The sequence below is a fragment of the Leifsonia sp. Root227 genome (genome assembly GCF_001428745.1).
In the GTDB taxonomy this organism is placed as follows: domain Bacteria; phylum Actinomycetota; class Actinomycetes; order Actinomycetales; family Microbacteriaceae; genus Leifsonia.
Map to the genome: position 1 here is coordinate 308,848 of NZ_LMIO01000003.1, position 21,722 is coordinate 330,569.

The window sequence follows — 21,722 nt, forward strand, 5'->3', positions numbered from 1 at the left end:
TGGGAGGTGGAATGGCCCGTGGGGAGCGCGGGACGTCAGGGCGCGGGCGGGTGCGGGGAGGACGCACGGTCACACGTCGGGGCCGTCCGCGGGCTCCGCGTCCTCCTCGTCCGTGTCGGCGAAGGCGGCGATGCCGTCCACGGAGGGAGCGGCGTCCTGGTCGGCGCCCGCGTCCGGGGCGTCCGCCGCATCCGTGGCCGCCGTCCCTTCATCCAGGAAGCCGGTGCCGTCCGGGTAGCCTGCCTCGTCCGGGTACTCGATCGGTTCGCGTTCAGCGGTCATCGCATCCACCTCGTCTCGGTTGCGGCCGCGCAGCAAGCGTCGGCCTCACGACCCAGCTTGCTCCCGCGCACGATGCTGCGCCAGCCTCCCGAGCGATCTCACTCGAAGCCCGAACCCGTCAGGGCGCGATCGACAGGAACACGAACGCCGCGAACAGCACCAGGTGGATGCCGCCCTGCAGCCGCACGGCCCGCCCTGGCATCAGCGTCAGGATGCTCACCCCCACCGTGAGCGCGAGCAGCACGATCTGGCTCGCCCCGAGCCCCAGGTGCAGCGGCCCGGTCAGCCAGATGGATGCGATGGCGATCGACGGGATGGTCAGCCCGATGCTGGCGATGGCGGAGCCGAGTGCCAGGTTCAGGCTGGTCTGCATCCGGTTGCGCACGGCGGCCTTCGCGGCGGCGATGCCCTCCGGCAGCAGCACCAGCAGGGCGATGACCACGCCGACGAACGACTGGGGGAACCCGATCGCCGCGACCCCGCGCTCGATCGACGGCGACTCCAGCTTGGCCAGGCCGACCACCGCGACCAGCGCGACGAGCAGCAGCCCGAGGCTGATGAGCGCCGTCCTGGTCGACGGCCTGTCCGCGTGGCTGTCCTCATCGAGCGGCTTGCCCTTCGACGTGACAGGCAGGAAGTAGTCGCGGTGGGCGATCGTCTGCGTGAAGACGAACATCGCGTACAGGGCGACGGATGCGACGGCGGCGAATACGAGCTGGCTCGGCGAGAACTGCGGGCCGGGCGTCTCGGTGAAGGTCGGCAGCACCATCGTCAGGGTCGCCATCGCAGCAACCGTCGCGAGCGCGGCTCCGCTGCCCTGTGCGTTGAACTTGCTGCTCGTGCTCCGGGACGAACTCAGCAGCAGCGACAGGCCGACGATGCCGTTCATGGTGATCATCACGGCCGAGAACACGGTGTCCCTGGCGAGCGTGGATGCGTCCTTGCCGCTGGTCATCAGCGTCACGATCAGCGCCACCTCGATCACCGTCACCGCGACAGCGAGCACGAGGGAGCCGAACGGCTCTCCGACCTTGTGCGCGACCACCTCGGCGTGCTGCACGGCGGCCAGCACCGTACCGGCCAGGACGATGGCGACCAGGGCGACGAGGAACGGCCCGAGTTCGGCGTTCCAGCAGGCGATGAGCAGGAACACCCCGAGGATCGGTACGACGACCGGCCAGAACCGGGTGATCCACGTGGTGATGCCCTTCATGCCTCCCATCATGGCAGCAGGCGGTCCGCGCGGCCGACGCGCGCGACGAAAAAAGCGGCCCACCGGACGAACCGGTGGGCCGCTCTCCGATGCAGCCGGTGACGGAGGGGATCAGTTGGCCGGCGGCATCAGCACGGTGTCGATGAGGTACACCGTGGCATTGGCGGTGTGCACGCCACCGCAGATCACCTTGGCGCCGTTCACCATGATGTTGTCGCCGCTGCCGGTGACGGTGACGTCGCCGCCTTCGACGGTCTTGTGGGTGCCGTCGATCGCGTCAGGGGCGATCTGGCCCGGCACCACGTGGTAGGTGAGGATCTTCTTGAGCGTGTCGGCGCCCGCGGGGGTCTTCAGGGTGTCGATGGTGGCGGCGTCGATCTTCTTGAACGCGTCGTCGACGGGTGCGAAGACGGTGAACTCGCTGCCGTTGAGCGTGTCGACCAGGTTCACATCGGGGTTGAGCTTGCCGGAGACCGAGGCGACGAGGGTGGTCAGCAGCGGGTTGTTGCTCGCTGCGACGGCCACTGGGTCCTGAGCCATGCCGGTGACAGAGCCTGCACCGGACGGGACGGCCTTGGCGTATGCCGCGCATCCACTGCCGACGAGGTCGGCCGCCGGGTCCATGGCCGATGCGCTGGGGGAGCTCGACGCCATCGACGACGATGAACTGGATGAGCCGGAGCCTGAGCTTCCGGAGGAACACGCCGAGAGACCGAGGGCGGCCACTGCGGCGAGTCCGAGGGCGGCGATGACATGGCGCTTCTGAACTCGCATGGGAACTACTCCTTTGTGTGCGGTGCTTTCTTACTCGGCCGCAGGAGCGGCTTCAGAAGGGCATTCGGGACGGGGTGGGAAACGGATTGCAGAATGTTCGGATCAATCCGTGAGGCGTTCCGTTCCGAACGCCTGGCATGTACCTCACCCTTGCGATCATCGGCTTCCTCGGCGGCCTCATCACCGGCATATCGCCGTGCATCCTGCCGGTCCTGCCGGTCATCTTCTTCTCCGGTGGGGCGCAGAGCGCGCGGACGGCGAAACAGCAGAAGAAGGACGACGCACGGGATGCGGCGGCCAGGGATGCGGCGGGAAAGGACGCTGCGGGCACAGCGGCTAGCGCGACCGCAGCCGCCACCGCAGACGGCACCGCCGTCGCCACCGCGACCCGCACGGAGACCGAGAAGCAGGCGCCCCCGGAGCCGACCGTGTCCCGCTGGCGCCCGTACCAGGTCATCCTCGGCCTCGTCGTGAGCTTCAGCGTGTTCACGCTCGCCGGTTCGCTCATCCTGGCGCTGCTGCACCTGCCGCAGGACGTGCTGCGCTACGCGGGCATCGTCGTGCTGGTGCTGATCGGCGTCGGCCTGATCGTGCCGAAGTTCGAGGAGTACTTGGAGAAGCCGTTCTCCTGGATCCCGCAGCGCAACGTCGGGACGGAACGCGGCGGCTTCGTGCTCGGCATCGCGCTCGGCGCGGTCTACGTGCCGTGCGCCGGACCCGTGCTGGCCGCGATCACCGTCGCGGGCTCGACAGGCAGGATCGGCCCGGAGACGATCGTGCTCACCGTCACCTTCGCCATCGGCGCTGCCATCCCGCTGTTGATCTTCGCCCTGGCAGGCCGGCGTGTGGCCGAGCGGGTGAAGTCGTTCCGCAAGCACCAGAAGGGCATCCGCCTCACCGGCGGCGTCCTGATGCTGGCGCTCGCCGTCGGTCTGCTGTTCAACCTGCCGCAGGCGTTGCAGCGGCTCATCCCCGACTACACCAGCGCGCTGCAGGACCAGTTCTCCAACTCCAGCCAGGTGTCGGATGCGCTGAACCTGGGCGGCATCGTCAACGCGCAGAACAAGAATCTGTCCAAGTGCACGAACAACGCCGACCAGCTGCAGAGCTGCGGCACGGTGCCGGACATCACGGGCATCCAGCAGTGGTTCAACACTCCAGGCGACAAGCCGATCGCGCTCGATCAGCTGAAGGGCAAAGTGGTGCTGGTCGACTTCTGGGCGTACTCCTGCATCAACTGTCAGCGCAGCATCCCGCACGTCGTGGCGTGGGACAAGGCGTACAGGGCAGCCGGACTCGACGTGATCGGCGTCCACTCGCCGGAGTACGCGTTCGAGAAGGTCCCGGCCAACGTCGAGGCGGGGGCGAAGGGCTTCGGCATCACATACCCGGTGGCGATCGACAACACGCTGAGCACCTGGACCAACTACCGCAACCGCTACTGGCCGGCGCACTACCTGATCGACGCGAAGGGCGTCGTGCGCAACGTGCAGTTCGGCGAGGGCAACTACGCCTCCACGGAGAAGCTCATCCGCCAGTTGCTGCAGGATGCGAAGCCCGGCGTGAGCCTCCCAGCCGCCACAGAGGTCAAGGACACCACCCCGACTGCCGGCAGCACGACGCGCGAGACCTACCTCGGCACCACGAAGGTCGTGAACTTCGGCGGCTCGGAGAAGTACTCGGCCTCCACCCCGACGTTCGTCTTCCCGGCGAAGCAGCCGGCCAACTCGTTCGCCCTCGACGGCGCCTGGACCCTGAACACCCAGTTCGTCGAGCCGACAGCGCAGGATGCGCGCATCCGGCTGAACTACAAAGCCGCGGAGGTGCGCATGGTCCTCTCCGGCAGCGGAACGGTGAGCTACACCGCGGACGGCGTGACCAAGACCATCGATGTGACGGGCACGCCGGACTCGTACGAACTGCTGAAATCGGCGTCGGCGAAGACCGGAAATGTGATCGTGACCATCCCGAAAGGTGTTTCGGCATACTCGTTCACCTTCGGTTGATGGTCAGATAGGGGCATGACTTCTTTGAGGATCGTCTCAGCCTCCCTGATCACCGTCGGGTTCGCGCTCGCGCTGACCGCATGCTCGGCCTCCACGCCGAGCGGGTCGCCGAGCTCGAGCCCGGTCTCGTCGTCATCCACGTCGTCGTCGACGCCGCGGCCGACAGGGACCACCACGGCCGTCCCCGTGGACGGGCAGTGCGACACCGCCAACCTGACGGGCACGATCGGCACGGGCGGCGGGGGAGCGGCCGGAAGCGTCGAGGTGACACTGGTGCTGACGAACAACGGCACGACGGCCTGCGCGCTCCAGGGCTGGCCAGGGGTGTCGTTCGTGGGTGACGGAAACGGCACACAGCTCGGCAAGGCGGCCGAGTTCGACAGGTCGACGCCGCATCCCACGGTGAACCTGGCGCCGGGCGGAACGGCGACGGCGCCGCTGAAGATCGCGCAGGCGCTCAACTACTCTACGTCCGACTGCCAGCCGAAGCCGGCCGACGGTTTCCGGGTCTACCCGCCAGGATCGAAGGAGTCGCTGTTCGTGAAGGACGCCGATGTGACGGCGTGCACGTCCGACTCGATCTCGCTGCTGACCGTCGGGGCGCTCGTCCAGGGCTGACCCCTGGCCGCGATGTCGGTGGTCCCCTGAACACTGGGGACATGCCGACGCCGCGCGAGAGACTCCTGCTGCTGTTCGAAGCCGAGCACCCGGAGGCGGCGGATCGCGCCGCCAAAGACGAGGCGATCCGCCGCACCTTCGGCCTGGACCCTGAGCAGTATCGCGCCATCGTCGCCGAGCTGGTGCGCGCCGAGCACCGCGACGCCGCCTGAGCGCCCGCGCCCGGAGCGAACACTGAGCAGAGCATCCACGTCCCGTCAACCCGGTTACCGGATGCGCCAGGCGCGTCTACCGTTCGTGTTCCACCAACGGACACGAGAGAACGGGATGCTCATGGCAACGACCGCGACCACGACCACTGCGAAGAAGACCACGACGAGCGCTGCGGCGAAGACCTCCGGAGGCGCCCGCGCTGGAGCCCACGCCACGCGCAGGGAGCACGCGGAGCACGGCTTCGTCGCGTCGCCGGAGCTCGTCGCCGACCTGCAGCGCGTGCACGTCGACCTCATCGAGCTGCACCTGCAGGGCAAGCAGGCGCACTGGAACGTGGTCGGCAAGAACTTCCGCGACCTGCACCTGCAGCTCGACGAGATCATCGAGGCCGTCCGCGAGTTCAGCGACGAGGTCGCCGAGCGCCTGCGCGCCCTGCACGCCACCCCGGACGGCCGCAGCTCGGTCGTCGCGAAGTCGACCAGCCTGCCGGAGTTCCCGAACGGCGAGGTCGACACGGCGGAGACGGTCGACCTGATCACCGAACGCCTGGAGGCGACCGTCGCGACCATGCGCGAGGTGCACGATGAGGTGGACGACGAAGACCCGACCTCGGCCGACCTGCTGCACGCGATCATCGCATCGCTGGAGCAGTACGCCTGGATGGTGAGCGCCGAGAACCGCACCCCCGCCACCAAGTGAGACCGGCGCACCAGGACTATCTCGACGCCGCCGCGGCCTGCGGCGGCCGGGTGGGTCCGCTGCTGGATGCGCTCGCCGGCGTGCGGGGTGACGACCTAGCGCCGTTCCCCGGCGAGGGTGGAACAGCCGAGCGGTTCGCCTTCCTGGCGCGCGTCGCCGCGGCCGACGTGACGGCGGCGCGGGTCCTCGAACCGCACCTCGACGCGCTGGCCATTCTGCACGAGGCGGGGGAGGAACCGGCCGCCGTGGGGACGACGTGGGGCGTTTTCGCGGCGGAGGCGCCCGGCGCGGTGCTGCGGGCGACCAACGACGGTGATGGCTGGGTGCTCGACGGAGTGAAACCGTGGTGCTCGCTCGGCGCCAGCCTCACGGACGCACTGGTGACCGCGACGACCGGGGACGGAGAGCGGCGCATGTTCCGCGTCTCCCTGCGGCAGCCGGGCGTCACCGCGAAGGAGTCCGCCTGGGTGGCGCGCGGCCTCGCCGAGGTCGAGAGCGGGCCACTCGAATTCGTGAGCGTCCCCGCCCGCCCGGTCGGCGGTCCAGGCTGGTATCTGGATCGCCCAGGCTTCCGCTGGGGAGCGGTCGGCGTGGCCGCATCCTGGTGGGGCGGCTGTCTGCCGCTGGTGGACGCCGTCCTCGCGAAGGCCAAGCGTCAGGGCGCGAACCAGCTGACCGCATCCCGTGCGGGGCGAGTGCACCGGATGCTCGCTGCCGCCCGCGCACACCTGGACACTGCTGCCGCCGTCATCGACGAACAGGCGCCGAGCACCGACGAGGCCGCCGTCCTCGCACACGCCGTCCGTGGCACGGTCGCCGACGCCGTCGACGAGACGCTCGCCGGCGTGCGCGACGTACTCGGGCCCTCCGCGCTCGCCTTCGACGAGTCGCTCGCCCGTCGCTACGCCGACCTCGACCTCTACGTGTCGCAGTACCACCGCGGCGCAGACGACGTCTCACTCGTCGGGCACCTGCCGGACGGGGGAGTGCGATGGTAGCGTTCGACGCCCTCCGCACGGTCACGACCGCGGCGGAGTGGGAGGCGCGGGGCGCTTGGCAGGCCGTCGAATCGCTGGGCCAGCGCGACCTCGACGGCCTCGATGAGCTGGTCGTGTTCTCCGCGCATCCGGACGACGAGACCATCGCGCTCGGCGGCCTCCTGGCTCTCGCCGCGGACAGGGGGCTCCCCGTCCGCCTCATCGTGGCGACCGGCGACGACCAGGGCAGGGCCGACGAGCTCCGCGACGCCCTCACGCGACTCGGGGTGGCCGCGAGCCCGCAGTTCCTCGGCCTGCCGGACGGCGAACTCAAGCACCACGCCGAGCGGCTGCGCGCCGAGGTCGACGCGGTGCTCGGCGCATCCACCGGCCCTCGCTGGGTGCTGGCACCGTGGCCGGGCGACCGGCACGGCGACCACCGGACGCTCGGCAGAGAAGTAGCGGATGCCGCGACCGCGACCGGCGACACCGTGTTCTTCTACCCGGTGTGGCTGTGGCAGTGGGGAGAACCGGCCGACGTCCCATGGGAGCGCACCATCGACCTTCCGATGGCCGGCGTGCACCGCGCGCGCAAGGGCGCAGCGCTCGACGCCTTCGGATCGCAGCACTGGTCCGAGGACAATCCGGACGGCGTCCTCACCCCGGAGTTCCTCGACCGCGCCCGCGACGGCCGCGAGGTGCTCATCCGGCCAGAACTCCGCGCCTCCGACCGGCTCGCCGAGCACTTCGAGGCTCTGCACCGCGGCAGCGACGATCCGTGGGCCGTGCGCTCGCGCTGGTACGAGCGGCGGAAGCGTGCGCTGACGGTCGCGAGCCTGCCCAGGGAGCGCTATGGGAGCATCCTGGAGCTGGGCGCATCGGTCGGCGAGCTGACGGCCGAGCTGTCCGAGCGGGCGGACACGGTCCTGGCCATCGACGGCTCTGCCGCCGCCGTCGACACGGCTCGCTCGCGCCTCGCCGACCGTGCGGGTGTCACGGTGACCAGGATGCGGGTGCCAGGCACCTGGCCGTCCGGCGCCTTCGACCTGATCGTCGTCTCCGAACTCGCCTACTACCTCGCCGACGACGAGTGGCGCTCGCTCATCCAGCGCTGCATCGGCTCCCTCACCCCGGGCGGCGACGTGCTGCTCTGCCACTGGCTCGGCGCCGCAGACGACTTCGCCCAGAGCGGCGAGCAGGCCCACGACACGTTCCGGAGCGCATCAGGGCTCACCGCCTCCGTCGTGCACCGCGACGCGGAGTTCCTGCTGGAGGTGTTCTCGTGACCGGCGGCATCGAGCGCGTGGTCGTCGTCGTCCCCGCCAGGAACGAGGAGGAGACGCTCGCATCCTGCCTGGCGTCGATCGTCCGCTCCGGTGACGCGCTCCGCCGACACGGGATGCGCGCCCCGGTGATCGTGCTCGTCCTGGACGCCTGCACCGACGGTTCAGCGCAGGTCGCCGCGGCCTTCCCGCAGGTGACCGTCGTCGAGACGGACGTGGCGAGCGTCGGACGCAGCCGTGCCCTCGGTGCCGCCGTCGGTCTGAGCCTCGCCGGAACGGACCCGGCGTCGGTGTGGATCGCCACCACAGACGCGGACGGCTCCGTCCCTGAGGAATGGCTCGCCCAGCAGCTCGCGCACGCGGATGCAGGCGCCGACGCGTTCGTCGGCGCCGTCGTCCCTCCGCTGGACGACCTGGACCCGCTGCGCAGGCACGCCTGGCTCTCCAAGCACCACCCTGGCGCCACGCTCGGCCACGTGCACGGCGCGAACCTCGGCCTGCGCGCCGATCTCTACCTGGCCGTCGGCGGTTTCGCGCCCGTGGCGATGGACGAGGACGTCGCGCTCGTCGAACGCCTTCGGGCTCGGGATGCGCGCATCGCGGAGACCGAGCAGCACCCGGTGACCACCTCGGCCAGACTGATCGGCCGCGTGGACGGCGGGTACGCGGGATATCTGCGCGCGCTGATCGACGAGGCCGGCTGACCCAGTACCGTTGGAGCGTGCCCATCGCCCTGCCCAGCACCCCGAAGTGGATCCTCCGACTGGTGGTCGTGACCGCCCTCGTCGGCATCGGGTCGGGGATCGGCGGCGGCCTCGTCTATCTGGCACTGCACTCCATCCAGCACCTGGCGTTCGGTTACTCGGAGGGCACCTTCATCGAGGGGCTGCTGGATGCGCCTCCCGTGAGCAGAGTGGTGGCGCTCGCCGTCGCCGGTGTGATCGGCGGCGTCGGCTGGTGGGCGCTGCGCCGCTGGGGCAGGCTCCGCCCGAAGCACGCGATCGTCTCGGTCGAGTCGGCCGTCAACGGCCGCAGGATGCCGTGGTTCGTCACCATCGCCAACGCCGGCTTGCAGGTCGTGATCGTCGGGCTCGGCGCATCCATCGGCCGCGAGGTCGCCCCGCGTGAGCTGGGCGCGCTGGTCGCCGACTGGCTGACAGACAGGGCGGGCGTGAACGCCCGCGAGCGCCGCATCCTGGTGGCCTGCGGCGCAGGCGCCGGACTGGCCGCCGTCTACAACGTGCCGTTTGGCGGAGCGGTGTTCGCCGTGGAGATCCTGCTGGCGGAGATCAGCTTCGCCACCGTGCTGCCCGCGCTGGCCTCCTCGGCCATCGCGACGCTGGTCGCCCGCCTGGTCGTCCCCGCCAACCCGCTCTACCCGATCGAGCAGTTCGCGCTGTCGCCGTCCATCGTCGTCTGGGCGATCCTCGCGGGCCCGGTGATCGGTTTCGCGGCGATCGGTTTCGTGCGGCTGATGCAGTTCGCGCAGGGCATCCGCCCGAAGTCGTGGGGCATCCTGATCGTGATGCCCCTGGTGTTCACCGCCGTGGGCGTGGTCTCGCTGTGGTTCCCCGCCATCCTCGGCAACGGCCGCTCCCTCGGCCAGCTGGCGCTGACAGCTTCCCTGCCTGTGCTGCTGATCCTGGTGCTGACCCTCCTCAAGGTCTTCGCGACTGCCGGCACGATCGGCTCCGGCGCCGCTGGAGGCACCCTGACCCCCGCCCTGGCGGTCGGCGCAGGCTTCGGCCTCACCATCGGCGCCGCCTGGAACCTCGTCTGGCCGGGCGCCCCCGTCGCGGTCTTCGCCCTGATCGGCGCGGCCGCGTTCCTCGCGGTCTCCATGCGCGCCCCGCTGACGGCCCTCCTCCTCGTGATGGAGTTCACCAACCAGGGCCCGGACATGTTCGCACCGGTGATGCTGTGCGTCGCAGGGGCGGTTGCGGTCGGCTACCTCTTCGAGCGAGGGCGGGTGACGGGCGTCGCATGACCGGTAGCTCCGACATGCTCGACGCGGTTCCGCACTGCTCCCGGCCGATGAGAGTACGAATCGTGGCACTGATCGTCGTTGCCGTCTCGGTGACGCTGGTGCTCAGTGCCTGCCGTCAATCGCCCACCGGCACCCCATCGGGAGGCCAGTCGAGCGTTCAGGCCTCGCCGCCGTCGCCGGATCCGACGATGGTCCCTGGCCCAGGCGGAGTCGCCACGGCCACGCCCCCGACAGATCCTGACGCCATCGCCCTCGCGCGAGAGTGGATCGCGGCCGCCGCACCCCCGCCAGGCGTGCGGATTCTCGCTTCTGCGCCTCCGTCGGGACCGGAGCAGCCGGCCACGTCAGCGGGATGCGATTGGCTGGTCCAGGCGACGAAGTGGTGGTCGACGGACAGCTCCAACGTCGTCGCGGCGTCCGCGTGGCTCACCCGGCATCCGGTCGAGGGTCTTACCTTCAGCGGGACGATGGCGGGCGGGGACGGCCAGTCCGCGATCTTCGAAGGCTCGGCGCAGAAGCACGGCACACTCGAGTTCGAGTTCGTCCCCGACGGCGATAACGCCACGATCCGTGTCGATGTCATCCTCATACCCGCCGGCGCCGTGTGCGCCTCGGCCGGAGGAACAGTGGCGGGTTCGCCCGCTCCTCGTGTCAGGAGTTGATGGCGACGATCGGCTGCGTGGTCGGCTGGTCGGAGCCGCCGCGCGGTTCCACGGTGACGCCGACGGTGTCGCCCGCCTTCATCGTGCCGGTGAGCACGCGCCAGGTGGACCCGGAGTCGGCGGCCGTCATCGTTCCGGCGGGCGTCGCCTCGCCGCCGCGGATGTACCAGAGCTCGTACGTCTTGTCGTTCGGGAGGGCGGGGAGGTCGGTCGCGACGAGCGCCGACTTGCCGAGGTCGCCCGACCAGACGAGGGTGGCCGTTCCTCCGCCGGAGATCTCTGCGGTGGCGCGCTGCGCATCCGGTGCCGCGTTGATCTGTGCGAGAGAGGACGCCTGCTGCTGCTGGAACGAGTTGTTGCCGGCCAGGGAGCTGCCGAGGAAGGTGCCGCCGAGGAAGAGCACGACGGCTGCCGCTGCCGCCGCCGCGATGGTCATGGGGCGGGTGAACCAGCGGGTGCGCGCTTTGGTCTCCGCTGGAGTCTCTGCAGGGGACTGCGCGGGGATCTCCTGGGCGTGAGACGCTTCCGCGGGGCGCGCGTCCGCCGGGGTGGGCGTGCCGACCGGAGCAGGCGCATCCACTGGGGCGGGCGCGCTGCCGGGGGCAGCCGCATCCAGCGCAGGCAATTGCGGCGTGGAGGCGAGCTTGGCGAACAGGTCGGCCTTCAACGACGGCGGCGGGGCGACGGGTTCTGCGGCGAGGCCGAGCTCCGCGGCGACGGCCTCGAACTGGCGGGCCTCGTCCGGGGTGTCTGCACCCAGTTCGTAGCCGAGGCGCTCCGAGGAGCGGCGTGGTTCGTCGGTCATCAGGTCACCCCCAGTTCGTTTCGTAGCCGTATCATCGCATCGCGCAGCCGAGTTTTCGCTGTGCCGAGCGGGATGCCGAGCGTGGCAGCGACCTCGCTCTGACTGAGGCCGCCGTAGTAGGCGAGCGTGACGGCTTCGCGCTGGGTTTCGGACAGCTTCGCCATCGCCACCTCCACCCTTTCGTGCTCCACGCGCACCTCCACCGTCTCCGACACCTCGTCGAACGCCGTCGGCAGATCACGGATCCCGACGGCGACATCCCGGTCCCGCGACGCCTGCGCGGCACGGACACGGTCGATCGCGCGCCGGTGGGCCATCGTCATGATCCACGTCAACGCTCGACCCTTATTCGGATCGAAGCGGGAAGCGGATTGCCACACCTCGAGGAAGACCTCCTGGGTGACCTCCTCCGACTGGGCGGGGTCGACGAGCACGCGCCTGACCAGTCCGAGAACCCGGGATGCGATGTGGTCGTAGAGGACGGAGAACGCGGCCTGGTCACCGGTGGCCGTGCGGGACAGGAGGTCGTCGAAGGAGACGGTCACCTCGTCGTCCACGTCGTCTCCTGTCTCTCGGTGCACTGCAAGCATTGCAGGTCGAGGCCGCATCCGCTTCCAGCACCTCCGCAGGGCGCGAAAAACCGGGCCGCAGAACGCCTCTCGGCGCGAGGCCGCTCGGAGCGGCTAATTTTGGAGCCCGGGGTTACTGCGGCCCGGCTGAAGAAGTTTACCCGAGGCTGAGGCCGGGTGACGCGGCGTGGCGTTCGCGGGCCGAGAACGCCGGATGCGCGGGGCGGGGTTGACTAATCCCGGTCGCCGCGGTCGCGCTCGGTGGTGCGGCGGCGGTCTCTGCGCAGGTGGTACACGATGCTGGCGATCCCCAGGCCGACGCCCACGATCGACAACCCAGTTCCGCCCCACGTCAGCACGGGGCTGGCGTCGTGAAGGTCGGTGCGCAACAGCCGGGTGATCGCCAGCGCCAACGATGCGGCGAAGAACACGGTGATCAGCACCGCTGCGGTCACCGACCGTCCGATGATCCACCAGGCTTGCTTGGGGTTGCCGTCGTCCATAGGGCTGAGAGTACCGCGGACTATTCGAGCGACTCGCTCCGCCAGAGCTTGGCGCACGACGTCAGCTCCTCTGCGGTGCGCGAGAAGCGGAGGGCGCGCGTCGTCAGCTCGCTGGCGCGTTCGGCGTTCGTCGTCTCCTGGTCGTCGGCGACCGACACGCACCCTGCCGCCGTGACCCGGCAGAACGCCGCCGCCCGATCGAGAGCGACCGCGAAGTCGCCCTCGAACACCCCGCGCAGGATCGCGTCGGCCAACTCGGTGACCTCCGCCGGCCCAGCCGGCGACGGAGCACCGGCGACGACGGGGTCGATGGACGGGACCACCTCTGTGCCGCGCTGATACAGCAGGGCGGTACCAGCCGCATCCTGCCGGATCAGCAGCCGCAGCAGGTAGATCCGCCACAGCGCGCCAGGCAGGCTCTTCGCGCTCGACCGCGACCACAGCTCGGCGACCGCGTCGATGCCGTGCGCATCGGTGAACGCGACCAGTCGGTCCACCACCTCAGGATCGGGATCGGAGCGCACTCTGGCCAGCAGGGCGTTCGCCGTCTCGTGCGCGACCCTGCTGATCTGGGCAGGGTCCTCCCCGCCCATGAACGCCTCGAACATCCCGCTCGGAAACGTGGTCGGCTTGTGGAAACGCTCGGTCATGCACCCATTCTCCGCCCGACACGAGCACTCGTGAAACCACGCTAGATTAGATGGGTAGGGCCTGTAGCTCAGTTGGCAGAGCATCGGACTTTTAATCCGCGGGTCGTGGGTTCGAGCCCCACCGGGCCCACTCACTGAATCACAGGAATCCAAGCCCCCGCGGCCCGAGTAGTCGTGCCCACGGGCTGGGATCGAAGAACACGCGCCGCCGCCCTCAGTCGGAGTGGTACGATATCTTGTACCACTTGGAGGGAACATGGCCATCACAGCAAGCGAAGCTCGCAGCGACCTGTTCGGCCTCATCGAACGCGTCAACCTCGACCAGACCGAGGTCGAGATCACGTCCAAGCGCGGCTCCGCCGTGCTGATGTCGAAGGACGAGTACGACTCGCTGCTCGAGACCACCTACCTCCTGCGCTCCCCCAAGAACGCACGACGCCTGATCGACGCCATCGAGGGCGCTCGCTCCGGAGACATCACCGAGCACGACCCGACCGGTGAGTGACCGTAAGCTCGCCTGGACCGCCGGCGGCTGGGAGGACTACGTCTACTGGCAGGGCCAGGACCGTCGAACACTCAAGCGCATCAACTTCCTTATCGAAGACATCCTGCGAGATGACCCGTTCGAGGGCGTCGGCAAGCCGGAACCTCTGAAGCACGCGCTGGCAGGCGCGTGGTCACGACGCATCGATGAAGCCAACCGTCTCGTGTACCTCGTTGACGACGCCTACGTGATCATCCTGCAGGCTCGGTACCACTACTGACCCGTAAGCTGCCCGCGTATCGAAACGTCTACGACTGAGGCAATCAGGACAGTCAGCACACACCGCCCACAGCGCCCACCAAGCTCCATCGCGCTGACACGCCGACACGCTGAAACGGAATCGACCCCGGTCGTCCTGCGCGATGCAGTACGCCGGGGCCGATTGCGTTACGCGCGACAAGTGGTCCGGATCAGCCGAAGCGACCGGAGACGTAGTCCTCCGTCGCCTGCACACTCGGGTTCGAGAAGATCATGTTGGTGTCGTTGTATTCGATCAGCTTGCCCGGCTTGCCCGTGCCCGCGATGTTGAAGAACGCGGTGCGGTCGGAGACGCGAGATGCCTGCTGCATGTTGTGGGTGACGATCACGATCGTGTAGTCGTTCTTGAGCTCTTCGATCAGGTCCTCGATGGCGAGGGTGGAGATCGGGTCGAGCGCGGAGCACGGCTCGTCCATCAGGAGCACGTCCGGGGAGACGGCGATCGCGCGCGCGATGCAGAGACGCTGCTGCTGGCCGCCGGAGAGGCCGGAGCCTGGAAGGTTGAGGCGGTCCTTGACCTCGTTCCAGAGGTTGGCGCCGCGCAGCGAACTCTCCACGAGCTCGTCGGCTTCCGGCTTCGCCATGCGGCGGTTGTTGAGCTTCACCCCGGCGAGCACGTTCTCGCGGATGGACATCGTCGGGAACGGGTTCGGCCGCTGGAACACCATGCCGACCTGGCGGCGTACGAGCACCGGGTCGACGCCGGGACCGTAGAGGTTGTTGCCGTCGATCGACACCTCGCCCTCGACGTACGCGCCTGGGATGACCTCGTGCATCCGGTTGAGGGTGCGGAGGAACGTCGACTTGCCGCAGCCGGACGGGCCGATGAACGCGGTGACGGTGCGGGGTTCGATGGTGAGCGAGACGCCCTCGACGGCCTGGAAGTTGCCGTAGTAGACGTTGAGGTCGTTGACTTCGATGCGCTTGGACACGTGGATTCCTTGGGTTCGGGTGGACGCGTTCAGCGGCCGTACTTGGGGGCGAAGGCCTTGGCGATGATGCGGCCGACCAGGTTGAGGAGCATCACGATGATGATGAGGGCGAGAGCGCCCGTCCATGCCCTGTCGATCGAGTCCTGCGCGTGCAGGCCCGCCGCCTGCGTGTACTGCGTGTACACGAACACGGGGAGGGTCATCATCCGGTCGGAGAAGAGGTCGTAGTTCATGCTCGTGGTGAAGCCGGCGACGATGAGGAGCGGGGCCGTCTCGCCGATGACGCGGGCGATGGCGAGCATGATGCCGGTGGAAAGGCCTGCGAGCGACGTCGGCAGGACGATCTTCAGCACCGTCAGCCACTTCGGGACGCCGAGCGCGTACGACGCCTCGCGCAGTTCGTTCGGCACCAGGCGCAGGATCTCCTCGCTCGACCGCACGACCACGGGGATCATCAGCACGGACAGGGCGACGGACCCCATGAAACCGCTCCGGATGCCCGGCCCGAAGAACAGGGCGAACAGCGCGTATGCGAACAGACCGGCGACGATCGACGGGATGCCCGTCATCACGTCGACGAAGAAGGTGATGCCGCGGGCGAGCATCCCGCGCCCGTACTCGACGAGGTAGATCGACGTGAGCAGGCCGATCGGCACCGAGATGATCGCCGCCATCAGCGTGACGAGCAGCGTGCCGACGATGGCGTGCAGCGCACCGCCGCCCGCACCGATCACGTTGCGCATCGACTCGGAGAAGAACTGGATGTCGAAGCGGGCGAGGCCGGAACTGATCACGGTCCACATCAGCGACACGAGGGGGAGCAGCGCGATGATGAACGCGGTCGCCACGAGCGACGTGACAAGCCTGTCCCTCGCCTTGCGTCCGCCCTCGACGAGCAGCGACGTGGTGAAGATCACCACGTCGAACAGCACCGTTCCGAAGAAGATCGCGCCGACGGCGTTGAAGTCCTTGGTCGCGCCGCTCGCTGCGAGGATCGCGAAGATCGCGATGAAGACGATCCAGGACCCGACGAGCATCATCCACGCTGAGCCGCGCGGCAGCTTGCCTGCGGTCAGCGAGTTGGTCATCGGCCTGGTCAGGGGAGCGGAGGTGGTGGCGGTCATCAGTTCGCTCCAGAGAAGGCCTTGCGGCGGCTGACGATGTAGCGGGCGAGCATGTTGATGAGCAGGGTCACCACGAACAGCACGAGACCGGATGCGATCAGCGCGTTGGTGGAGAGCCCTGTCGCCTCGGGGAACTGCAGGGCGATGTTGGCCGCGATCGTGTTCGGGCTCTGCGCCTGCAGGACGGCGAACTTCACGATCAGTGCGGGGGAGAGGACCATCGCGATGGCGAGCGTCTCACCCAGGGCACGGCCGAGGCCGAGCATGATCGCCGAGATGATGCCGGACCTGGCGAACGGGAGCACGGCCATCTTGACCATCTCCCAGCGGGTCGCACCGAGGGCGAGCGCCGCCTCCTCGTGGAGTCGGGGCGTCTGCAGGAAGATCTCGCGGCAGATCGCGGTCATGATCGGGATGACCATGACGGCGAGGACGATCGCGGCGGTGAGGATCGTGCGGCCCGTGCCGGAGACGGGCGGTGCGAAGAGCGGGAACCAGCCGAGGTTGTCGCCGAGCCAGGCGTAGAACGGCTGGACGAACGGCGCCAGTGTCGCGATGCCCCAGAGGCCGAACACGACGGACGGGACCGCGGCGAGGAGGTCGATGACGTAGCCGAGCGTCTGCGCGACGCGACGCGGGGCGTAGTGCGAGATGAAGAGCGCGATCCCGATGGAGAGCGGGGTGGCGATGAGCAGCGCGATGATCGCGGCCCAGATCGTGCCGAAGACGAGCGGCCACACCCAGGCCCAGAAGTTGGTGGCGTTGTTCGGCAGCTCTCCCGTGCCGGCGAACAGAGCAGGGATGCTCTGCACGACGAGGAAGAGGGCGACGGCGGCGAGCACCGCGAGGATGAGCGAGCCGGCGACGATGGTGCTCGTGGAGAACACGCGATCTCCGAGGCGGGTCTTCGCCCTCGGTCTGATGGCGCCTGCGGTTCCGGCGGTCATTCCTGCCAATCTTTCGTCACGGCCCAGCTTCTCATCTGGCTCTCACTTTCGGGTGGTGAGGATGCGCCACTCGGCCTGGGCGGAGAGCCCAGGCCGAGTGGCACTGTCATTACTTGATGCTTGCGACAGCCTTGCTCACCTTGGAGGCGAGGTCGGAGGACAGCGGGGCGGACCCTGCCTGCTCAGCGGCCGCCTTCTGGGCGTTGTCGCTGATGATGTAGTCGACGTAGCCCTTGACGAGGTCGGCCTTGGCCGAGTCCTTGTACTCCTGGCAGGCGATCACGTAGGAGACGAGCACGAGCGGCCATGCGCCCTTGCTGGTGTCCTTGCGGTTGATCTGGATGGCCAGGTCGTTGGTGCCGCGGCCCGAGGCGATCGGGGACGCTGCGACGACTGCCGCCGCGCCGTCGGCGCTGAGCTTCTCGAAGCTGTCGCCGACCTTGAGCTGCGCGATGCTGAGTCCGGCCGAACCCGACTCGTCGATGTAGGTGATCGAGTTCTTCGCGTTCTTGGTGGCGTCAGCGACACCGGAGGTGCCCTTGGCTGCGTCGCCGACCTGGAACGGGAAGGTCTGCGCTGCCGGCTTGGTCCACACATCGGGAGCGTTCGCCGCGAGGTACTCGGTGAAGTTCTGGGTGGTGCCGGAGTCGTCGGAGCGGTGCACGACGGTGATCGGCGCGGACGGAAGCGATGCGCCCGAGTTCAGCGCCTTGATCTTGGCGTCGTCCCAGGTGGTGATCGCGCCAGAGAAGATGCCGGCGATGGTCGCGGCGTCGAGCTTCAGGTCCTTGACGCCGTCGAGGTTGTACGCGATGGCGATCGGGGAGATGTAGACGGGGAGGTCGATGCCCTTGGAACCCGCTGCGCATCCGGCGAAGGTGCTGGCGAGCTCGGCGTCCTTGAGAGCGGCGTCCGAGCCGGCGAAGTCGGCTGCTCCGGAGATGAAGCTGGTGCGTCCGGCGCCGGAGCCCTGCGGGTCGTAGTTGACGGTGACCTTGGGGTTGGCGGTCTGGAAGCCGGCGGCCCACACGGTCTGGGCTGCGCCCTGGGCGGAGGAGCCGATGCCGTTGAGGGTGCCGGAGAGGTTCGACGGCTTCGCCGTCGTCGTCGCCGGGGTGCTGCCCTCGTTCGACGCGCAGGCGGTCAGTGAGATGGCGACAGCGGCCAGGATGGCCAGAGGAGCGCCAACACGCTTGAGTTTCACAGTTGTCCCTTCCGGGGAATCAGTAACAACAGGACGGGGCCGGTGCGACCCGCCTGCGACGCTATTCCCGGTGTCTGTCCAGAGTCCCCCGCAGCGGTAAACGGGAGGTTAACGCGGAGTGTGCTCTTGGGGACGCGGAGCGGGGAAGGGCCTGTGCGGCGACGTCCTTCAGGACGAGCGGATGGCGGCCACGGGCGGCTGCGGGGCCTCAGCCGCGCGACGGTCAGCCGCACGACGGTCAGCCGCGCGACCTCACCCGCACGCACCCGTCACGCGACAGGCGCGTACGTCTCGATCGAGATGATTCCGGATGCGGGGTTGCTGGCCGACAGGTGCACGATCGAGAAGCCGCCGGTGTCGAGGTCGGCGGCGTCGTTGAGGTAGGCGCCGGGCATCGTGCCCGTGGCCAGGGCGATCTCGCGCATGATCTCGGGGAGCACGGGGCCGTGGCTGCAGAGCACGGCGGTCTTGCGGGAGCGCACCCGCTTGCCGATGACGCCGCGCACCTCGCCCCTGCCGTCCTCGTATGCGTCCTGGCTGATGCCTGGCTCGTGGCGCGGCTTGATGCCGGTGGAGGCGGCGAGCGGCGCGACGGTCGCGACGCAGCGGACGGCGTCGCTCGTCACGATGCGCTTCGGACGCCAGGCCGCGATGGTCGGAACGTCGGAGCAGGCCTGCTTGACCCCGCGGTCGGTGAGCGGACGTGAGGCGTCGGAGCCGTCCCAGTCGCCGCGCGGCGCCGCCTTGCCGTGCCGGAGGGCGATGAGAGCGAACGTGGACGTCACTCCCTGCCGCACGAGCTTCTCGAACTCGTCCAGGATCTCGACATCGCGCTCGTAGGTGAGGTAGCCTCGCGCCTTCTTCAGCGTGACCCACTCGATGGCGGCGATCTCCGAGTTGGGGACGAAGGTCGACTGCGCGATGGCCTTGTCGCCGACCTCGGCTGCCCAGAAGTGCACGATCTTCTCCCGACCACTGGCGATCGGGTACGTGGAGATGCCGAGTGGGACGCCGAGCGCGACGCGCAGCCCTGTCTCCTCCTCGATCTCACGCACGGCGGTCTGGGGGAGGGTCTCGCCGGGGTCGACCTTGCCCTTCGGGATGGTGACGTCGCCGTACTTGGCTCGGTGGACGACGAGCACCACGATCTTCTCGTCCACGACGCGCCAGCAGAGGGCGCCCGCGGCGTAGATGGCCGCGCTCACCGCCTCGAGCCCGTGCGGGTGGAGCGTGGACGGTGGCTGATCTGCTGCATGAGTTTATTCTGCAGGTCATCGAGGGGCTGGCCTGCGTCGTCGAGGTTGTGGCGGGTCCACGTGCCGCTCTCGTCGAGCTCCCACGCGGAGGTGCGGTCATCGAACGCGCGGTTGAACAGCGCATCCAGTTCGGTGAGGTGCGCAGGGTCGGTGAGCCGCACCAGCGCTTCGACACGGCGGTCGAGGTTGCGGTGCATCATGTCGGCGCTGCCGATGTAGACCTGAGGGTCGCCGTCGTTCACGAACGAGAAGATGCGCGAGTGCTCCAGGTAGCGGCCGAGGATCGAGCGCACCCGGATGTTCGACGACAGGCCCTTCTGGCCCGGGCGGAGCCCGCAGATGCCCCGCACCCACAGGTCGACGGGAACGCCGGCCTCGCTCGCGCGGTACAGCGCGTCGATGATCGCTTCGTCGACGATGGAGTTGAGTTTGATCCTGATGCCGGACGGCCGGCCCGCCGCAGCGTTCGCCGTCTCGATCTGGATCCGCTTGAGCAGCCCCTTCCTGAGGTGCAGCGGAGCGACCAGCAGGCGCTTGAACTTCTTCTCGATCGCGTAGCCGGACAGCTCGTTGAACAGCCTGGTGAGGTCTTTGCCCACCTGGTCGTCGGCGGTCAGCAGCCCCAGGTCTTCGTAGATGCGCGACGTCTTGGGGTTGTAGTTGCCCGTGCCGATGTGGCTGTAGTGCTTGAGGATGCCCTTCTCCTCGCGGATGACCAGGGCGAGCTTGCAGTGCGTCTTCAGCCCGACGAGGCCGTAGACGACGTGCACGCCGGCCTTCTCGAGCTTGCGGGCCCAGGAGATGTTGTTCTGCTCGTCGAAGCGCGCCTTGATCTCGACGAGGGCGAGCACCTGCTTGCCGGACTCCGCAGCGTCGATCAGCGCTTCGACGATCGGGCTGTCTCCCGAGGTGCGGTACAGCGTCTGCTTGATCGCGAGCACGTGCGGGTCGGCCGCTGCCTGCTCGAGGAACGCCTGCACGCTGGTGGCGAAGGACTCGTACGGGTGGTGCAGCAGGATGTCCTGCCTTGCGATGGCGGAGAAGATGTCCGGTTTCGCGTTCGGCTCGCTCGGCATGAGCTGGGCGGCCGTGGTCGGGACGTGGTTGGGGTAGTGCAGATCCGGCCGGTCGATCTTGGCGAGCACGAAGAGTCCGCCGAGGTCGAGCGGCGATGGCAGGCGGTAGACCTCCTGCTCCGTCACGTCGAGTTCGCGCACGAGCAGGCCGAGCGTGACCTGGTCCATGTCCTCTGTGACCTCGAGCCGGATGGGCGGACCGAACCGGCGGCGGAGCAGCTCGCGCTCGAGTGCCTGGATCAGGTTCTCCGTCTCGTCCTCGTCGACCTCGACGTCCTCGTTGCGCGTGACGCGGAACACGTGGTGGTCGAGGATCTCCATGCCGGGGAAGAGGTCGCCCAGGTGGTTGGCGATGAGGTCTTCGAGCGCGATGAACCGCATCTGGTCGACCGTCTCGCGCTGGTCGATGCGCACGAAACGGGGCAGCATCTGCGGCACCTTGAGGCGCGCGAACTGCTCCTTGCCCGTGCGGGAGTTGCGCACCCGGACGGAGAGGTTGAGCGAGAGCCCGGAGATGTACGGGAACGGGTGGGCAGGGTCGACGGCGAGCGGCATCAGCACGGGGAAGATCTGCTGCGAGAAGATCTCGCGCATCTGCGCCTTGTCCGCGTCGTCGAGCTCGTCCCACTTGGCGACGGTGATCCCGGCCTCTTCGAGTGCAGGCAGCACCTGGTCGCGATAGACGGCCGCGTGCCGCGACTGCAGTTCGTGCGCCTTCTCGGAGATGTCGGCGAGGACGTCGACCGGCGCGCGGCCGACGTTGGTCGGAACGGCGAGGCCGGTCGCGATGCGGCGCTTGAGGCCCGCGACGCGCACCATGAAGAACTCGTCGAGATTCGTGGCGAAGATGGCGAGGAAGTTGGCGCGCTCCAGCACCGGCAGCGTCGGGTCCTCGGCCAATTCGAGCACGCGCTGGTTGAACGCCAGCCAGCTCAGCTCCCTATCGAGGTACCTGTCCTCCGGCAGATCGGGGTCCGGCTCGTAGACGAACGGCGTGAAGTCGTCGTCGAAGTCGCTGCCGAAGCTGCCGCTCAGCCCGTTGTCCAGAAGGCCGTTCTCCAGTGTGGTGCGCTCGCCGTCCATCCCAACATCATTGCACCGTGTGCACAGCGGCGGCACCGCACCAGGTTAACTGTGGAT

At 68.7% G+C, this 21,722-nt stretch carries 24 protein-coding genes and 1 tRNA gene; 12 read left to right on the plus strand and 13 right to left on the minus strand.

The genetic code is table 11. From position 1 onward, the window contains the following. Window positions 1–69 precede the first annotated feature (69 nt). The 3 genes from ASE16_RS11530 to ASE16_RS11540 all read right to left on the minus strand — a co-directional run bounded on the left by ASE16_RS11530 (window position 70) and on the right by ASE16_RS11540 (window position 2,269). Window positions 70–282, minus strand: a complete 213-nt coding sequence (locus ASE16_RS11530; protein WP_157480340.1) for a hypothetical protein — start codon at window positions 280–282, stop codon at window positions 70–72. Window positions 283–400: 118 nt separating this feature from the next. Further along, complete coding sequence (locus ASE16_RS11535) at window positions 401–1,495, minus strand: calcium:proton antiporter (protein WP_055895028.1); 1,095 nt, start codon at window positions 1,493–1,495, stop codon at window positions 401–403. A gap of 111 nt (window positions 1,496–1,606) precedes the next feature. Next, a complete protein-coding gene (locus ASE16_RS11540) occupies window positions 1,607–2,269 on the minus strand; it encodes a fasciclin domain-containing protein (RefSeq protein ID WP_055895030.1) in 663 nt (220 codons plus the stop codon). 137 nt (window positions 2,270–2,406) lie between these two features. Here ASE16_RS11540 and ASE16_RS11545 point away from each other — a divergent pair, with 137 nt between their 5' ends. The 9 genes from ASE16_RS11545 to ASE16_RS11580 all read left to right on the plus strand — a co-directional run bounded on the left by ASE16_RS11545 (window position 2,407) and on the right by ASE16_RS11580 (window position 10,714). After that, window positions 2,407–4,275 (plus strand): cytochrome c biogenesis protein DipZ, encoded by a 1,869-nt coding sequence (locus ASE16_RS11545; RefSeq protein WP_055895032.1) that lies wholly within the window; start codon window positions 2,407–2,409, stop codon window positions 4,273–4,275. Between the two features lie 15 nt (window positions 4,276–4,290). Further along, window positions 4,291–4,893 (plus strand): DUF4232 domain-containing protein, encoded by a 603-nt coding sequence (locus ASE16_RS11550; protein WP_055895033.1) that lies wholly within the window; start codon window positions 4,291–4,293, stop codon window positions 4,891–4,893. Window positions 4,894–4,934: 41 nt separating this feature from the next. Beyond that, window positions 4,935–5,105, plus strand: a complete 171-nt coding sequence (locus ASE16_RS19770; protein ID WP_157480342.1) for a DUF3263 domain-containing protein — start codon at window positions 4,935–4,937, stop codon at window positions 5,103–5,105. A 121-nt stretch (window positions 5,106–5,226) separates the two neighbouring features. Continuing rightward, window positions 5,227–5,805, plus strand: a complete 579-nt coding sequence (locus ASE16_RS11555) for a Dps family protein (protein WP_055896403.1) — start codon at window positions 5,227–5,229, stop codon at window positions 5,803–5,805. Then, window positions 5,802–6,803: an acyl-CoA dehydrogenase family protein gene (locus tag ASE16_RS11560; protein ID WP_055895035.1), complete on the plus strand. Its 1,002-nt coding sequence runs from the start codon at window positions 5,802–5,804 to the stop codon at window positions 6,801–6,803. The genes ASE16_RS11555 and ASE16_RS11560 overlap by 4 nt, the downstream gene beginning before the upstream one ends. Next, complete coding sequence (locus ASE16_RS11565; RefSeq protein WP_055895037.1) at window positions 6,797–8,068, plus strand: bifunctional PIG-L family deacetylase/class I SAM-dependent methyltransferase; 1,272 nt, start codon at window positions 6,797–6,799, stop codon at window positions 8,066–8,068. Before ASE16_RS11560 ends, ASE16_RS11565 begins: the two co-directional genes overlap by 7 nt. Then, window positions 8,065–8,769, plus strand: coding sequence for a glycosyltransferase (locus ASE16_RS11570; RefSeq protein WP_055895039.1), 705 nt, complete (start codon window positions 8,065–8,067; stop codon window positions 8,767–8,769). Before ASE16_RS11565 ends, ASE16_RS11570 begins: the two co-directional genes overlap by 4 nt. 17 nt (window positions 8,770–8,786) lie before the next feature. Beyond that, window positions 8,787–10,052, plus strand: coding sequence for a chloride channel protein (locus ASE16_RS11575; protein WP_055895041.1), 1,266 nt, complete (start codon window positions 8,787–8,789; stop codon window positions 10,050–10,052). Between the two features lie 62 nt (window positions 10,053–10,114). Beyond that, entirely contained in the window at window positions 10,115–10,714 is a 600-nt protein-coding gene (locus ASE16_RS11580; protein ID WP_055895044.1) for a hypothetical protein, read from the plus strand. Here ASE16_RS11580 and ASE16_RS11585 read toward each other — a convergent pair. From ASE16_RS11585 to ASE16_RS11600, 4 genes are all read right to left on the minus strand, one after another. Next, the gene (locus ASE16_RS11585; protein ID WP_055895048.1) at window positions 10,704–11,519 is read right to left on the minus strand and encodes an anti-sigma factor; all 816 of its coding nucleotides are present in this window, start codon (window positions 11,517–11,519) and stop codon (window positions 10,704–10,706) included. The genes ASE16_RS11580 and ASE16_RS11585 overlap by 11 nt on opposite strands. Beyond that, window positions 11,519–12,109 (minus strand): ECF RNA polymerase sigma factor SigK, encoded by a 591-nt coding sequence (gene sigK / locus ASE16_RS11590; RefSeq protein WP_157480346.1) that lies wholly within the window; start codon window positions 12,107–12,109, stop codon window positions 11,519–11,521. Before sigK ends, ASE16_RS11585 begins: the two co-directional genes overlap by 1 nt. A gap of 212 nt (window positions 12,110–12,321) precedes the next feature. Continuing rightward, a complete protein-coding gene (locus ASE16_RS11595) occupies window positions 12,322–12,591 on the minus strand; it encodes a hypothetical protein (protein WP_055895052.1) in 270 nt (89 codons plus the stop codon). 20 nt (window positions 12,592–12,611) lie between these two features. After that, window positions 12,612–13,241 carry a hypothetical protein gene (locus tag ASE16_RS11600; protein ID WP_055895053.1) on the minus strand — a complete coding sequence of 210 codons (630 nt, stop codon included), beginning with the start codon at window positions 13,239–13,241 and terminating at the stop codon, window positions 12,612–12,614. 57 nt (window positions 13,242–13,298) lie between these two features. Between ASE16_RS11600 and ASE16_RS11605 the strand changes: the two genes are divergently transcribed. The 3 genes from ASE16_RS11605 (at window position 13,299) to ASE16_RS11615 (ending at window position 14,005) form a co-directional block, all read left to right on the plus strand. Next, window positions 13,299–13,371 (plus strand) — tRNA-Lys (locus ASE16_RS11605). A gap of 126 nt (window positions 13,372–13,497) precedes the next feature. Then, a complete protein-coding gene (locus tag ASE16_RS11610; protein ID WP_055895055.1) occupies window positions 13,498–13,746 on the plus strand; it encodes a type II toxin-antitoxin system Phd/YefM family antitoxin in 249 nt (82 codons plus the stop codon). Beyond that, on the plus strand, window positions 13,739–14,005 hold the full coding sequence (locus tag ASE16_RS11615; RefSeq protein ID WP_055895059.1) for a Txe/YoeB family addiction module toxin: 267 nt from the start codon (window positions 13,739–13,741) through the stop codon (window positions 14,003–14,005). The genes ASE16_RS11610 and ASE16_RS11615 overlap by 8 nt, the downstream gene beginning before the upstream one ends. 190 nt (window positions 14,006–14,195) lie before the next feature. On the opposite strand, the gene pstB is transcribed toward ASE16_RS11615, so the two are convergent. The 6 genes from pstB to ASE16_RS11645 all read right to left on the minus strand — a co-directional run bounded on the left by pstB (window position 14,196) and on the right by ASE16_RS11645 (window position 21,665). Continuing rightward, a complete protein-coding gene (gene pstB / locus ASE16_RS11620; RefSeq protein ID WP_055895061.1) occupies window positions 14,196–14,975 on the minus strand; it encodes a phosphate ABC transporter ATP-binding protein PstB in 780 nt (259 codons plus the stop codon). Window positions 14,976–15,004: 29 nt separating this feature from the next. Then, window positions 15,005–16,099 carry a phosphate ABC transporter permease PstA gene (gene pstA / locus ASE16_RS11625; protein ID WP_055895063.1) on the minus strand — a complete coding sequence of 365 codons (1,095 nt, stop codon included), beginning with the start codon at window positions 16,097–16,099 and terminating at the stop codon, window positions 15,005–15,007. Then, a complete protein-coding gene (gene pstC, locus ASE16_RS11630) occupies window positions 16,099–17,046 on the minus strand; it encodes a phosphate ABC transporter permease subunit PstC (RefSeq protein ID WP_055895065.1) in 948 nt (315 codons plus the stop codon). Before pstC ends, pstA begins: the two co-directional genes overlap by 1 nt. A 109-nt stretch (window positions 17,047–17,155) precedes the next feature. Beyond that, on the minus strand, window positions 17,156–18,250 hold the full coding sequence (gene pstS, locus ASE16_RS11635) for a phosphate ABC transporter substrate-binding protein PstS (RefSeq protein WP_055895067.1): 1,095 nt from the start codon (window positions 18,248–18,250) through the stop codon (window positions 17,156–17,158). Between the two features lie 269 nt (window positions 18,251–18,519). Then, window positions 18,520–19,455 carry an NUDIX hydrolase gene (locus ASE16_RS11640; protein WP_055895069.1) on the minus strand — a complete coding sequence of 312 codons (936 nt, stop codon included), beginning with the start codon at window positions 19,453–19,455 and terminating at the stop codon, window positions 18,520–18,522. Then, window positions 19,452–21,665 (minus strand): RNA degradosome polyphosphate kinase, encoded by a 2,214-nt coding sequence (locus ASE16_RS11645; RefSeq protein ID WP_055895075.1) that lies wholly within the window; start codon window positions 21,663–21,665, stop codon window positions 19,452–19,454. Before ASE16_RS11645 ends, ASE16_RS11640 begins: the two co-directional genes overlap by 4 nt. Window positions 21,666–21,722: the final 57 nt, after the last annotated feature.